Annotated in this window: 13 protein-coding genes; 7 read left to right on the top strand and 6 right to left on the bottom strand. The window is 72.3% G+C overall.

The window, feature by feature from the left end; genetic code table 11:
• The first annotated feature begins 42 nt into the window (after positions 1 to 42).
• The 4 genes from ACFT9I_RS13945 (at position 43) to ACFT9I_RS13930 (ending at position 3,833) form a co-directional block, all read left to right on the top strand.
• Complete coding sequence (locus ACFT9I_RS13945) at positions 43 to 873, top strand: DeoR/GlpR family DNA-binding transcription regulator (protein ID WP_382564035.1); 831 nt, start codon at positions 43 to 45, stop codon at positions 871 to 873.
• Positions 870 to 1,349, top strand: a complete 480-nt coding sequence (locus ACFT9I_RS13940) for an SRPBCC family protein (RefSeq protein ID WP_382563894.1) — start codon at positions 870 to 872, stop codon at positions 1,347 to 1,349. Before ACFT9I_RS13945 ends, ACFT9I_RS13940 begins: the two co-directional genes overlap by 4 nt.
• 132 nt (positions 1,350 to 1,481) lie before the next feature.
• Positions 1,482 to 3,449: a hypothetical protein gene (locus tag ACFT9I_RS13935; protein ID WP_382563892.1), complete on the top strand. Its 1,968-nt coding sequence runs from the start codon at positions 1,482 to 1,484 to the stop codon at positions 3,447 to 3,449.
• 117 nt (positions 3,450 to 3,566) lie between these two features.
• Entirely contained in the window at positions 3,567 to 3,833 is a 267-nt protein-coding gene (locus ACFT9I_RS13930; protein ID WP_382563891.1) for a hypothetical protein, read from the top strand.
• Positions 3,834 to 3,908: 75 nt separating this feature from the next.
• On the opposite strand, the gene ACFT9I_RS13925 is transcribed toward ACFT9I_RS13930, so the two are convergent.
• Positions 3,909 to 4,862: an NADP-dependent oxidoreductase gene (locus ACFT9I_RS13925; RefSeq protein WP_382563889.1), complete on the bottom strand. Its 954-nt coding sequence runs from the start codon at positions 4,860 to 4,862 to the stop codon at positions 3,909 to 3,911.
• A gap of 86 nt (positions 4,863 to 4,948) precedes the next feature.
• Here ACFT9I_RS13925 and ACFT9I_RS13920 point away from each other — a divergent pair, with 86 nt between their 5' ends.
• On the top strand, positions 4,949 to 5,521 hold the full coding sequence (locus ACFT9I_RS13920) for a TetR/AcrR family transcriptional regulator (protein ID WP_382563886.1): 573 nt from the start codon (positions 4,949 to 4,951) through the stop codon (positions 5,519 to 5,521).
• Between the two features lie 306 nt (positions 5,522 to 5,827).
• Here the strand turns inward: ACFT9I_RS13920 and ACFT9I_RS13915 are convergent, their stop codons facing one another.
• The gene (locus ACFT9I_RS13915; protein WP_382563884.1) at positions 5,828 to 7,216 is read right to left on the bottom strand and encodes an acetamidase/formamidase family protein; all 1,389 of its coding nucleotides are present in this window, start codon (positions 7,214 to 7,216) and stop codon (positions 5,828 to 5,830) included.
• A gap of 339 nt (positions 7,217 to 7,555) precedes the next feature.
• Positions 7,556 to 8,665: a PLP-dependent cysteine synthase family protein gene (locus ACFT9I_RS13910; protein WP_382563882.1), complete on the bottom strand. Its 1,110-nt coding sequence runs from the start codon at positions 8,663 to 8,665 to the stop codon at positions 7,556 to 7,558.
• Positions 8,666 to 8,921: 256 nt separating this feature from the next.
• Between ACFT9I_RS13910 and ACFT9I_RS13905 the strand changes: the two genes are divergently transcribed.
• A complete protein-coding gene (locus ACFT9I_RS13905; protein ID WP_382563880.1) occupies positions 8,922 to 9,239 on the top strand; it encodes a hypothetical protein in 318 nt (105 codons plus the stop codon).
• A 216-nt stretch (positions 9,240 to 9,455) separates the two neighbouring features.
• The gene (locus ACFT9I_RS13900) at positions 9,456 to 10,031 is read left to right on the top strand and encodes an ATP-binding protein (protein WP_382563878.1); all 576 of its coding nucleotides are present in this window, start codon (positions 9,456 to 9,458) and stop codon (positions 10,029 to 10,031) included.
• A 60-nt stretch (positions 10,032 to 10,091) separates the two neighbouring features.
• Here ACFT9I_RS13900 and ACFT9I_RS13895 read toward each other — a convergent pair whose 3' ends face one another.
• Genes ACFT9I_RS13895 through ACFT9I_RS13885 form a run of 3 tightly spaced genes read right to left on the bottom strand, consistent with a single transcriptional unit; the run spans position 10,092 to position 13,791 of the window.
• Complete coding sequence (locus ACFT9I_RS13895) at positions 10,092 to 12,662, bottom strand: ABC transporter permease (protein WP_382563876.1); 2,571 nt, start codon at positions 12,660 to 12,662, stop codon at positions 10,092 to 10,094.
• Positions 12,659 to 13,459, bottom strand: coding sequence for an ABC transporter ATP-binding protein (locus ACFT9I_RS13890; RefSeq protein WP_382563874.1), 801 nt, complete (start codon positions 13,457 to 13,459; stop codon positions 12,659 to 12,661). The genes ACFT9I_RS13895 and ACFT9I_RS13890 overlap by 4 nt, the downstream gene beginning before the upstream one ends.
• Positions 13,456 to 13,791: an SHOCT domain-containing protein gene (locus ACFT9I_RS13885; RefSeq protein ID WP_382563872.1), complete on the bottom strand. Its 336-nt coding sequence runs from the start codon at positions 13,789 to 13,791 to the stop codon at positions 13,456 to 13,458. Before ACFT9I_RS13885 ends, ACFT9I_RS13890 begins: the two co-directional genes overlap by 4 nt.
• Between the last annotated feature and the right edge of the window lie 99 nt (positions 13,792 to 13,890).

Genomic DNA, 13,890 nt, shown 5'->3' with positions numbered 1-13,890 from the left:
GCGGCCGCGCACGACGCCGACGTGGAAGGACAGGCCCCGGTGGTGAGCGACAACCAGAACCTCCTCGCGGAACAGCGACGGGCCCTGATCCTCGACGAGGTACGGCGGCGCGGCGGTATCCGCGTCAACGAGCTGACGCGCAAGCTCAACGTCTCCGACATGACGGTCCGCCGGGACCTCGACGCGCTCGCCCGGCTCGGCGTCATCGAGAAGGTGCACGGCGGCGCCGTCCCGGTGGTGGAGGCGAGCACGCACGAGCCGGGCTTCGAGGCCAAGTCGGAGCTGGAGCTGAGCGCGAAGGAGGACATCGCGCGGGCGGCCGCCGCCATGGCCGTGCCCGGCCGGGCGATCGCGCTGTCGGGTGGCACCACCACGTACGCCCTGGCGCACCATCTGCTGGACGTGCCCGATCTGACGGTGGTGACGAACTCGGTGCGGGTCGCCGACGTGTTCCACGCCGCGCGGCCCGCCGGTACGTCGGGCGGTCAGCGCGCGGGCGCGGCCACCGTGGTCCTCACGGGTGGGGTCCGTACGCCCTCGGACTCGCTGGTCGGCCCGGTCGCCGACCAGGCGATCCGCTCGCTCCACTTCGACGTGCTGTTCCTGGGGGTCCACGGGATCTCCGCCGAGGCGGGTCTGTCCACGCCGAACCTGGCCGAGGCGGAGACGAACCGCCGTTTCGTGCGCTCCGCGCGCCGGGTGGTGGTCGTCGCCGACCACACCAAGTGGGGGACGGTGGGCCTGAGTTCGTTCGCGACGCTGGACCAGGTCGACACCCTGGTCACGGACGCGGGGCTGTCGGCCGAGGTGCGCGAGGAGATCATGGAGCATCTGCCCGGCCTGGTGGTCGCCGGGGAATCGGCCGACCGGTGACCGTCTTCCGTGTCGCACGCCGTACGGCGCTGTCCGCCGACGAGGCCTGGCGACGGATCACCGACTGGCCGGCGCACGGGCGCCGGGTGCCGTTGACGCGGATCCGCGTGGAGACGCCGGGGCCGACCGGGACCGGGACGGTGTTCGTGGCGCGTACCGGACTCGGGCGGCTGGGGTTCGACGACCCGATGGAGGTCGTGCGGTGGGAGCCGCCCGGGGCGGGGAGTCCCGGGCGCTGCCGGCTGGAGAAGCGTGGCCGTGTGATCACGGGCTGGGCCGAGATCGAGATCACGGAGACGGCACCTGAGGCGGCAACGCCGTCGGCGTCGGCGCCCGAGGGTCGCACGCTGGTGTGCTGGGCGGAGGAGCTGCGTGTCGGCTTCCTGCCGCGCTTCCTCGACCGGGTGACCGCGCGGACGGGACGTGTTGTCTTCGGCCGGGTCGTCGACGGTCTTCTGGGTGGTCAGGGGCGCTGAGCGCGCTCGACTCCCGTGAGATGTCGGGCAGTTGTCCGAGAGCCGCCCGCACGGCCGGTGTGACGTTCGCACGATTCACTCGTTTCCCCGTCGAGTGACCGCGCATCCGCACCTCGGAAGGGCAGAGCCCCGATGCCGACACACCGGCGAGCGACCGACGACACCCTGCCAGGGAAGCGACCCGGCGTCGACGAGGCGGAGGCCGCCCTGGTCGAGCACTATCCACGGCTCGTACGACTGGCCTATCTCACCCTCCCGCCACGTCTCGGCCGCCACCGGCGGGTTCTGGCGGCGCACGCCGTGGTCCAGCGTGTCCTGCCCCGGTCGCGCAAGGGTGACGTGTCCTCCCCCGTTCCCGCGCAGCGCGGCACGACGGGTGCCGCGTTCGCCTGGATACGTGAACGGGTGGTCCGGGACGCCCTGGACCGGGACGGGCGGCCCCGCAACTGGCGCGCGTTCGTCTCCCGGCGACTGCCGCGGCTGCCCGCCGTCGCGGGGCTGCGGCTGTTCCCGCGCGCCGGCGGCAGCGAGGAACTGGCCCTGGACCAGGCGCTGTTCGCCGTCGGATCGGCCGCCCGCGCCGCGCTGGCGCTGCGCGTGCTGGAGGGCATGGCCCCGGCCGAGGTCCGCGCGTTGCTGACGGCGGCCGGGGTACGGGACCCGGCGGGCGCCCTGCGGACCGCCGAGCGGCTGGCGTCGGAGCGCGGCGGGCGGACCGAAGCTCTGCTGGGCGCACCGGAGTTCGACCCGTGCACGGTGCAGACCCGGCCGACGGACCTGCTGCGGCGCCGGCACCGTACGCGCGTGGCGGGCGCGGCGACCGTGGTCGTGGCGCTGGCGGCCTCGGTGCTGCTGGCCATCCCGGACCACGACAGGCCGGAGCCGCCGGCCGTCGCGGGCAGGGCCGACGGCGCCGCCCTGGCGCGGGCGTTGGACCCGGCGCTTCTGGAGCGGGCGGACGACGACGCCTGGTCCGACACCTCGCGGGTGGACTTCTCCGTCTGGCCGGCGCGCGGCGACCGTACCGGCGACGCGGCACTGCTGGAGCGGGCGCTGCGGGTCTGGGGCGGGCCGGGCCCGGCGGTCCGGGTCTCGGCGACCACGGGAACGGGCACGGTGCCGCCCGCGCAGCCGCCGCGCCTGCTGTACGCGGGCGAGGTGGGCGGCGCCGCGGTGGTCCTCCTGCACGACGGTCAGCGCGTCGCGCGGTACGCCGAGCCGCTGTCGGGCGACGGCGCGCCGGCCCTGGACTTCGCCCGTACGGATGACGCCGACGTGACGACGGCCGCGGCCGTCGTCGTGAGCCGTGGTCCGGACGGTGTGCGCTATCTCCTCGCCCCGTGGATCGCCGAGTCGACGACCCGGGACCTGCTCGCGCCCGACACGCCCGCCGGGGACCTGGACGTCTCGAAGGACGGTGTCACCGGTCCGGTGCCGGCGCCGCCGTCCGGCGAGGACTGCTCGTCCTGGCCGGTGCTGCGACTGCGCTCCTCGGAGAAGATCGTGGAGCGGCATTCGTTCCTCGTCACCGATCTCGGGGACCTCTCGCCGGCGCATCTGACGTACACCCCGCTGCCGGGCACCGGCGCGCCCGCGCGTCAGCCGCGCGAGGCCACCGGCGATACGGCGCTGGTCAGTTGGGCACGTACGGCATGCTCGCTCAGGAGCCTGCGGGGATCCGGCGTACGGGCGGTCAACAACTGGGCTTTCGCCGAGCAGAAGTTGCCGGAGACCGGCGCGCGGTCCACATGGGTCTGCACCCGGGCCGACTCCTGGCGCGGCCCCGGCCGGATCATGGTGCAGTTCCAGCAGCCCGCCTCGTCGCCCGTCGAACCGGGCACGGTGGTGGCCGAGGACCGGGACACGGCGTCGTGCAGCAGGTTCGGCCAGCACGTGCTGGCCGGGACGCACTGGCGGGCGCCGTCGGGCACCTGGTTCCTGCTGGCGGCGGGCAGCCGCGACGTCACACGGATCACGGCCACGGGCGCGGTCCGGGCGGACGAACGGGGCAGGACGCTGGCGGTCCGGGCACCCCGGGACAGCTCCGTGAACCTGACGGGAAGGCTGACCGACGGCGAACAACTCCCCGCGGTGCGCTGAACGCCCCGCGCCCCATGAGCTGTACGCCGTGGACACGGTGACCGTACCGTCGCTGACGGCTACGGTGTGGCGCGGCAGCCGAGTCGGTCGGCGGAAACGGACGCGGAGGGGCAACGGATGAAATGGCTACGGGGGTTCGGCGCGGCGGTCTGCGCCGGAGCGGCGCTTCTGCTCGCGGGATGCAGCGCCCCGACGGACTACAGCGAGATAGTCACGTTCACCGACGGGCACGGCCGCGCGTGCACCGCGTCGGTGGTCGTCGACCAGGAGCAGAACGAGGGCGACGACTACGAGATCTCCAGTCTCGACTGCGACTACGCCCCGGAGGGCCGGACTCCCGGTCCCAGCCGCTACTCACCCCTGCCGGAGCGGGACGCGAAGTGACGTCGTAGCGGCGGCGTGACGGGGTACGGACTCCCGAACCTCACGCGATGGCCTCCGACCAGGCCAGTAACCCGATCACAGGACGAGCATGAGTTTGCCGCCGGGCCGCCGGGACCGGCTGAGCTCGGCGGCCTCCTGGATCTGGTCGAGCGTGTAGGTGCGGGCGACCGATACGACGAGGACGCCTTCGCCGGCCAGCCGGGCGAACTCGCTCATCCGGTCGTAGCGCATCTCGATCTGGGTGACCCGGGCGCCCAGCTCGGCCGCGGCGGCGAAGTCCGAGACGGTGAGGACGCGGTCGGAGTCACCGGTCAGCCCGATCAGGGTCGGCAGCGAGCCGCCCGCCGGGCTGGCCTGATGGGCGCGGTCGATCCGGCCACCGGTCGGGGCCGTGTCCAGGGCGCGGTCGACGCGGCCTCCGGCCAGTGCGGCGACGCGTTCGGCCATGCCGTCGCCGTAGCCGGTCACCCGGGCGCCGATCTCTTCCAGGGCCGCGGCCCGCGTCCGCCCGGCGGTGGCGATCACCCGGACACCCCGGTGCAGCGCCAAGCGCACCGCCACCTCGCCCACGGTGGAACCCGCGCCATGGACGAGCAGCAGCTCACCCGGCTGGACACCGAGGTCGTCGAGCGCGTGCCATGCCGTCTCGGCCGCCATCGGCAGCGCGGCGGCCTGCTCGGCGGTGACGCCCTCCGGAACGTGAGCCCAGACCGCCATCAGCGCATACTCGGCGGCCCCGGCCGTCGGGCCGTCGAAGGCCGCCGGGCCGAACACCCGGTCGCCGATCTCGACGTCGATGACGCCTTCTCCGAGCGCGTCGACGGTGCCCGCGATCTCGACGCCGAGCCCGCGCGGCAGTGGCGGCAACCGGTCGGCGAGCAGTCCGTCGACCACCGCCCAGTCGCCCGGCGTCAGACCGCACGCCCGTACGGCGATCCGGATCTGGCCGGGTCCCGGCTCCGGCTGCGGGACCTCGCGGAGCACGATCACGTCCGGGGTCCCGAACCGGTCGAACTGAAGAGCCTTCATAACGATCTCCTACGTGATGACAGCATCTGCTGTCATCAATCATAGCGCGCCGCGACGGCAGTCTCTGCTGTCATATCCTGGTGGGCATGCCGAGATGGGAATCAGACGCACAGGGCCGGCTCGAGCGCGCGGCGCTCAACCTCTTTGAGTCGCAGGGGTTCGAGCGCACCACGGTCGCGCAGATCGCGCGCACCGCCGGTCTGACCGAGCGCTCCTTCTACCGCTACTTCCCCGACAAGCGGGAAGTCCTCTTCGCCGGCAAAGACCTCGAAGCCCACCTTGCCGCCCGGGTCGAGGCGGCCGACCCCGGCCTCACTCCGATCGAGGCGCTGCTGACCGCGCTGGGAACCGCCGACGAGGTCTTTCAGTCGCGCGAGTTCCTGCTGCGCCGCGTCAGGGTGATCGCCGCCAGCCCGGCACTGGCCGAGCGCGATCTGATCAAACTCGCCGACATCGCCCACGCGCTGGCGCGGGCGCTCGAACACCGCGGCGTCGAGCCCGGCAAGGCACGCTTCATCATCGACGTGGCCATAGCGGTCTCCCGCCGCGCCACGTCCCGCTGGCTGGCCGACCCGGACGCGACCCTCTCCGACCTCGTCACCCAGACCGCCGCCGAACTGTACGAGGCGGTCTCACCGCCGGCCCCGACGGTCCGCTGAATCCGCCGCGAAGCCCCCGGCTTGATCCCGGCCGCCCAGAGGGCAGCGTCGCTCGCGGCGGAGTGGGCCGGCGAACAGGCCCGCACCCTCAACAGCCGCATCCTCGGCCTGAGTTCCTGGCGCTGACAGCTAGGGCCTGTCGTCAAAGTAGCGCCGTCCGCCCGCAGGGCGGGGCCCGCGGCGTCTGGTGCGGTGCATCGCAAGGCGGAGGATCATGCTCGTACTGGGCGTACTCGCATGACTCCGACAACGTGGCGAGGTGCCGTGCCAGGCGTCGCGGGCCAGGCGGGACTTTGAAGACAGGCCCTAGTGCCTGTCGTCGAAGTGGCTCTTCTTGATCACTCCGTGTACGCCGACCGTACGGTCCACGACCTGCGACACCTGGAAGTCCGCGGCTGCCGAGAGATAGGCGTACGCCACCGAGCGGCTCATGCCCAGATCGTGCTGGAGGAAGTCGAGCGCGTTGACCACGGCGCGTCGCATGGCGATGTCGAGGTCGCCGACCTGGCCGTTCCGGATGCCGTCCGGGTCGGACAGGCCCACCGGCACCCAGGCGTCGGGCGTCTCGGCGAAGGGGTAAGTGAAGGCGACGGACGGGGCGTCGCCGGAGCCCCGTTTGCATACGGTCAGCCGGAAGGTCGTGCGCAGGGAACCCTCCATCGCGGTGAGCGCCACCTCGCCGTTGCCCATGGCCATGTGGGGGTCGCCGGTGTAGAACAGCGCGCCCTCGGCGAAGACCGGAAGGTAGAAAGTGGCGCCCTGGGTAAGGAGGTTGATGTCGATGTTGCCGCCGCCGAGGGTCGGCGGTATGGAGTTGAGCTGCGGTGCGGTGAGCGTGTCCCCGGCCGCGTAGGCGACGCCCATCATGCCCATGTGGGGGTTGAGCGGGAACGCCACCTCGCCCGAACCGCCCACCGGCAGCACGCCGTTGAGGGCTTGGCCCTTACCCCGGCGGACCGGCGTGAAGTGCGAGACATTTCCGTAGTCGGCGGGGTCGTCGTCGGGCCGGCCGTCCGTCGACACCGGCGGCATGACCTCGCCGAGCGTGGTCCCGGCCGGGGCCGAGCCGTCGGACTGGCGGGCGAGGGCGCCCTTGCCGTGGCGGCTGGTCACGACGCCGTAGGGCACCCGCGGCAGGATGGAGAGCATGTCGATCTTCAGTACGTCGCCGGGCCGGGCCTCCTTGACGTGAATCGGGCCGGTGACCACGTGCGGGCCGTCGACGTCGAAGTCGCGGGGACTCCTCGTGTAGTCGCCGGCCACCGCGATCCCGTCGCGGAGCACCTGATCGGCGCGCACACCGTGGCCGGCGAAGTAGGCGACGGGGTCCCGTCCCTGGTCCTCCAGCAGGCCCTCGTGGGAGAGCGAGTCGACGGTCACCGTCTCCCCGGAGCGCATCCTCAGCACCGGCTGCGCGTCGAGCGCGGGAACGTATCCCCAGCGGACCTGGTCCGGCAGCGAGGGCAGGTAGTGCTTGCCGTGGACCGCTCCCCTGCCGGGCTGGAGGATCTCCTTCGGGAACGGCGTCGTGGGGGCCCTGCCGGACCCGGCCGCCCGCGCCTGCCCCGGCGAGAGAGCCACCGCCGCGGAGGACGCGGCGGTCACGGCGGTGGCGGCGCGCAGGAAGCCGCGGCGCCCGAGCGCCGCGACGAGGGTCCTCCTGGCGTCGCCGGGGTCGAAGGCGGGGGCGTTCATGGCGTCTCCTGTGCTCGTGCCGCACCCACCGCGGGACACGGACCTGGGGTCCCGAAGTCCCGGGCGGCCTCCGGCACGGTGATCGTGCGGGCGAAAGGCCAGGTCCGGAGGGGTGGTCCGGCCGGTGCGGAGTGACTGTACGGAGGCTTCGCGGGCGCGTCAGCGGTCGCGAGCGAACGTCGCGATCTTCTTACCGGGGCGCAACAACGCACGCCGGTCACGGGCGTTCCGGAAACCCCGGGGAAACAGAGCGCCGCGTGCCGTCCAGTGCCGTGCCGGGCCGTCCAGTGCCGCGCCGTTCAGTGCCGCGCCGTTCAGTGCCGTGCCGTGCCGCGCCGTTCAGTTCGGCCAGACGCCCGTCCGCAGGAAGTCCTCGATCGTGGCGGTGTACGGCGCGACGTCGATGTCCTGCGCGGCGAGCCAGTCGTCGGAGTAGTACTTGTCGAGGTACCGCTCGCCCGGGTCGCAGATCAGCGTCACCACACTGCCCTTGCGGCCGTCGGCCACCATCTCGGAGACGATCCTCAGCGCGCTCCACAGCCCGGTGCCCGTCGAACCGCCCGCCTTGCGGCCGATGTTGCGTTCCAGGACGCGTACGGCGGCGATGCTCGCCGCGTCCGGCACCTTCATCATCCGGTCGATCGCTCCGGTCACGAAGCTCGGTTCCATGCGGGGTCTGCCGATGCCCTCGATCCGTGAGCCGCGGTCACTGCACGCCTGCGGGTCGCGGCGGGTCCAGCCGTCGAAGAAACAGGAGTTCTCCGGGTCCGGGACGCAGACCATGGTGTCGTACTGCATGTAGCGCACATAGCGGGCGATGGTCGCCGACGTGCCCCCGGTGCCGGCCGTCGCCACGATCCACGCGGGCTCCGGGTAGCGCTCCAACCGCAGCTGCTGGTACATCGATTCGGCGATGTTGTTGTTGCCGCGCCAGTCGGTGGCCCGCTCCGCGTACGTGAACTGGTCCATGTAGTGCCCGCCGGTCTCGGCGGCGAGGTCCGCCGACTCCTCGTACATCCTGCGCGAGTCGTCCACGAAGTGGCAGCTCCCGCCGTGGAATTCGATGAGCCGGCACTTCGCGGGGCTGGTGGTACGCGGCATGACCGCGATGAACGGGACGCCGATCAGCTTCGCGAAGTACGCCTCCGAGACAGCGGTCGAGCCGCTGGACGCCTCGATGACGGGCTTGCCGGGGCGGATCCAGCCGTTGCAGAGCCCGTACAGGAACAGCGAGCGGGCGAGGCGGTGCTTGAGGCTGCCGGTCGGGTGGGTGGACTCGTCCTTCAGGTACAGGTCGATGCCCCAGCGCTCGGGCAGCGGGAAGAGCAGGAGGTGGGTGTCGGCCGAGCGGTTGGCGTCGGCCTGGACCTTGCGTACGGCCTCCTTGAGCCAGGCACGGTACGCGGGGTCGCCCCGGTTGACGTCGATGGTCTGCTGCTGCTCCGTCATGCGTGCCGTCCCTCGTCCCGCCCGTTCCCGTGCCGGGGCTCGTGTCCCGGCGCAACAGTAAGCCCTCGACCTGCGCAAACCGTGCCTTTGGGTATCCATAGCCGCGCCTTGGGCGCGACGCTCGCCGGGCGTCCGACGGCGGCTGTGACGAGTCGTGACGTGTCGTCAGGGACTGGCGGGGAAGTCGCTCTGGCGTCCGCGCGTCGAGTTGTGCAGACTTCCCTACAGGGAACAGCACGAAGGGGGCGGATCAGCCGTGGCGGAACCGGAGTTCAGCGCGAGCGGCGTCGAGATAGAGCGCTGGCCCCGCTCGCTCACGAAAGCGGGCCGGGTGCTCATCCAGGACGGCAGGCTGGCGCTTCTGACCAGTTACGGACGGGTCATCGACAGCGCGCCCCTGCGGGCGGTGCAGGCGGCGAGGCCGTGGTTCCGGGGTGACGACAGCACGGTGGCGACCGTGAACGGTACGCGCTACCGGCTGACCATGGGCGGGGACGGCCACCGGCCGGAGGGCCGGCTGCTGGCCGGGCGCTTCCTGGAGACCGTACGCAAGGCGAGTACGGCGAAGACCTGACGTCGGGCGCCGCGACCTGCCCCGGGACCGGGGCGGGCCACGGCGCGCGAGTTGCGGTCCCGTACCGCGTGGTTCACTGTGGTGTACATCACTCAGGGTGAACCGGTGGTGACGCTGCGATCCAGCCCCGCCGGGCAAGACAGCAGCGAGCCTCGCGAGTGAGCTGCTGGATGTGATCCATGCCTTCTTCCGGACCTCAATCGGGGAGTCGCAGCCGTGATCAGCCAGCCGAGCAGGCAGTGCACGGTGGAGCTCCAGGCCCTGCCGTCGCGGATCCGCCAGGTCCGCAGAATCGTTTCCGCGCAATTGCGCTACTGGCAGCTCGACCCACTCATCGACCAAGCGGCGCTCGGTGTGACCGAGCTGCTGACCAACGTCCACCGGCACGCACAGCCGGACAAGATGTGCACCGTCGACATCAGACTCCTGCTCGACCGGCTCACGGTCGCGGTCCATGACCACGATCCGCGCCTGCCGACCATCAAGGAGGCGGACCCGCTCGACATGTGCGGGCGCGGTCTCGCCCTGATCGAGGCGGTCAGCGAGAGCTGGGGCGCACGCGCGGAGGGTGACGCGGGAAAGGTCATCTGGTTCACGCTTCCCGCCCCGTCGACCGCCGCTCCGCCCCGGCATCCGCTGTACGGCGCGACGACGGACGGCCCCTTCTCCGGCGCCTCCCTGACTTCCGGCCCCTTCGCGGACAGTCCCTTCGCGGACGGTCCCTTCGCGGGCATCCGCGCCGTGGCCGGGAAGCGCGAACACACCGCCGCCCGGTCAGCCGTCGTCGGCTGACCGGGCGGGGGGCGCCATGCCCCGGCGCATCACGGCGCCGGTGCATCACCGGCTACCGCGTCACTCCGTGGCGATGGCGCGCAGGACGTCCAGGCGTGCCGCCCTGCGCGCGGGCCGCCACCCCGCGATCACGCCGGCCGTCAGCCCGACCACGCCGACGAGTACCAGTTGCGCCGGCGGCACGGCGAAGGCGAAGGCCGTGTCTCCCGCGCCCTCGGACGCCTTGACGACGACCCAGCCGAGCAGCCCGCCGAGTGCCAGTCCACCCGCCGTACCGAAGGCGGCCACCAGCACGGACTCCCAGCGGACCATCGCCCGCAGTTGCGCCCTGGTCTGGCCGACCGCGCGCAACAGGCCCAGTTCCCTGGTGCGTTCGTGGACGGCGAGGGTGAGGGTGTTGGCGATGCCCAGGAGCGCGATGACCACGGCGAGGGCGAGCAGCGCGTAGATCAGGGTGAGCATCATGTCGATGGCTCCGGCGGAGGTCCGCGCGTACTCGTCGCGCGTCTGGACGTCCGGATCGCCGAACGTCGCCGCCGTCCTCTCCACGGCGGCCGTGGCCTCGGCGGCGGGCACCCCGTCCTTGAAGGTGACGGAGACGAGCGAGTCGGCGTCCTGGGTACGGTGCGGGGCCCAGGCAGCGCGGGTGATGATGTAGTCCCCGGCGAGTTCGGACCGCTCGAAGACCGCCTCGACCGTGAAGGTCTCCTTCCGGCCGTCGGTGAAGGTGAGTTGTGTCGTACCGCCGGTCCTCAGCTTCCGGTCGTCGGCCTGCGACCGCGACACGGCGATGCCCTTGGTGCCGAATCCGTCGAACGAGCCGTCCACGGACCCGAGATCGAAGCCCTCGGCGAGCGCGGCCGGGTCGGTGACGGTCAGTTGACGGCCGTCCCCGTCGACCTTCGCCACTCCCCTGCCGAGCCCCACGGCCGAGCCCACCTCGGGGAGTTCGGCCAGAGCGGGCGCGAGCTTGGGGCTCAGCCCGCTGCCTCCGCCGCCGAACGCCGGCACGCTGACCGCGAGGTCCCCGGCGAAGGAACGGGACACCGTCTGGTCCATGGTGGCCTTCAGCGAGGCGCCGAAGACCGTGAACAGGGACACCACGGCGACGCCGATCATCAGCGCGGTGGCGGTCGCCGCCGTGCGCCTGGGACTGCGCAGGGCGTTGCGTTTGGCCAGGGCGCCCGAGACACCACGCAGCCGGTCCAGGGGCCCGCCCAGGAGCCGCACGGCGTAGGAGGAGGCCACCGGGCCGAGCACCACGAAGGCGGCGAGTGCGAGGACGGCTCCCGTGCCGGCGAGCACGAGGGACGGTGCGGCGAAGACGCCGACCAGGATCGTGCCGATCCCGGCCAGGCCGAGCACCGTACCGACGACGGCCCTGTTCCTGGACGCGGCCGAGTCGTCCACGGCCGTCTCGCCCAGCGCGGCCAGCGGTGCGGTGCGCCCGGCCCGTACGGCGGGCAGGAGCGCCGAGCCGAGACAGACGACCACGCCGACGGCGAGCGGCAGCAGCATCGAGAGCGCGCTGATCACCAACGCCCCTTCAGGGAAGGGGAATCCGATGACCGGGAACAGTGCCTGCATCCCGGCGGCGATGCCGATGCCGCCGAAAAGCCCGGCGGCCGACGCGACCAGCGCGACGACGGTCGCCTCGGCGAGCGTGGCGCCCACGACCTGGCGCCGGGAGGCGCCGAGGGCCCGCAGCAGCGCGTTCTCGCGGGTGCGCTGGGCCACGACGATGGCGAAGGTGTTGTGGATGGAGAAGGTCGCGACGAGCAGCACGATGCCGGAGAAGACGAGCAGCAGTGTGGTGAACAGGCTCAGGAACTGTCCGGAGATCATTTCCTGGTTCTCGTCGGCGGACTGCTGTCCGGTGATCGCCTCCACGCCGGACGGCAGAACCGTACGCAGGGAGTCCACGAGTTCCCGCTGGCCGGTGCCGGGACCGGCGCGCACTTGGATGCTCGCCGCCTCACCGGGCTTGGGCGTGAGGTACCTCTCCGCGTCGGCCCTGGTCATTCCGGTGTAGGTGACCTGGGCCATGCCGTCCTCGCCGCCGAACGTGGCGAGTCCGACGACCGTCACGCGTACGGGGTCGGGCGTGCGGAGCACGGTGGTGTCACCGATCTCCAGCTTGCCCGTCTCGGCGGCGCCCCGGTTGAGCACGACCTCGCCGCTCTTCCGCGGCAGCCGCCCTTCGGCGAGCCGGTACGGGTTGAGCTGGGCGTCGTCGATCCAGTTGCCGGCGACGGTGGGCGGGCCCTGGCCGCCGACGGGCTCGCCGTCGGAGCCGACGAGTTGTCCCGCGCCCTCGATCCTGGGTGCGACGGCGGCGACGCCCGGGACCTTCTCGATGTGCTCGATCAGGGCGGTGTCGACCGGTTCGCGGGTGCCGAGCGCGTCGCCGGGCACGGTCACGGCGTCGGCGCTGCGGACGACGGCGTCGGTGCCGCCCGCCGCGTCGCCGAACATGGTGTCGAAGCTGCCGCGCAGGGTGTCGCCCATCACGAGGGTGCCCGTCAGGAAGGCGACGCCGAGCAGGACGGCGGTGAAGGTCCCGGCGAAGCGCCGCTTGTGCGCGCGGAGCGAGGAGACGCTGATACGCAACGAGGCACGCGTCCCGCTCATGACCGCACCCCCGGAGTTACGGGTGTGGTGCCCGTCCTCGTGTCGAAGGCCTTCAGCCGGTCGAGCACGCGCTCGGCCGTCGGGTCCGGCATCCGGTCCACGAGCCGTCCGTCGGCGAGGAAGACGACCTCGTCGGCGTGGGCGGCGGCGACCGGGTCGTGCGTGACCATGACGACCGTGCGGTTCGTACGGCGCACGGTGCCGCCCAGCAGCCGCAGGACCTCCTCGCCGGAACGCGAGTCGAGATTGCCGGTCGGCTCGTCGGCGAAGACGACGTCGGGGCTGCCCGCGAAGGCGCGGGCCACCGCGACGCGCTGCTGCTGGCCGCCGGACAGTTCGCCGGGCCGGTGGTGCAGGCGGTCGCGCAGCCCGACGACGTCGATGAGGGCGTCGTACCACTCGTCGTCGCGCGGGGCGCCGGCGAGGTCCATCGGGAGGGTGATGTTCTCGGCGACGGTGAGGGTCGGAATGAGGTTGAAGGCCTGGAAGACGAAGCCGACGCGCTCGCGGCGCAGCAGCGTCAGTCCGCGGTCGTCCAGCGTGCTCAGGTCGGTGTCGCCGATGAGCGCGGCGCCGGAGGTGAGTGTGTCGAGTCCGGCCGCGCAGTGCATGAGGGTGGATTTGCCGGAGCCCGAGGGCCCCATGACCGCGGTGAACCGGCCGACCGGGAAGTCGACGCTCACCCCGTCCAGGGCCCTCACTTCCGTGTCGCCCCTGCCGTAGACCTTCACGGCGTCGACGACGCGGGCGGCGTTGGTGCCGGCGGTGGCGGTGGCCGCCGTGGTGGTGGTGCTCACGCCGCACCGCCCTTGCCCGTACGGCCGAACTGCTCGTCCAGAACGGACAGCCGGCGCCAGTACTCGTCCTCGTCGATCTCACCGGCGGCGAACCGCCGGCCCAGCATGGCGATCGGCGACTGCGCGTCGCGCGTGTCGGTCATGTCCCGTACGTCTCGGGCGTCCCGTACGTCGCGCCCGAAACCGCCGGACTGCCACGGGGGTCCGCCCCGGCGTCCGCGCCAGACGGTGCGGCGCAGGAGGGTGATGCCACCGACGATCACCGCTGCCCAGACGATCGGGAACAGCAGGATCCAGGGGCCGGGTCCGCCACTGTTCGCAAGGGTGTTCATCTCGTTCAACTCCTCGGTTCGCGACTCTTCTCCGTCTTTCTCTGTCGCTTCCGAGAGTCGCGCCGGGAGGGGGTCCGAGTCGTCGTACGGCCAGCGGCA

Source organism: Streptomyces sp. NPDC057137 (assembly GCF_042670825.1).
Lineage (GTDB): Bacteria > Actinomycetota > Actinomycetes > Streptomycetales > Streptomycetaceae > Streptomyces.
This window is presented reverse-complemented; position numbering and strand designations above follow the sequence as displayed.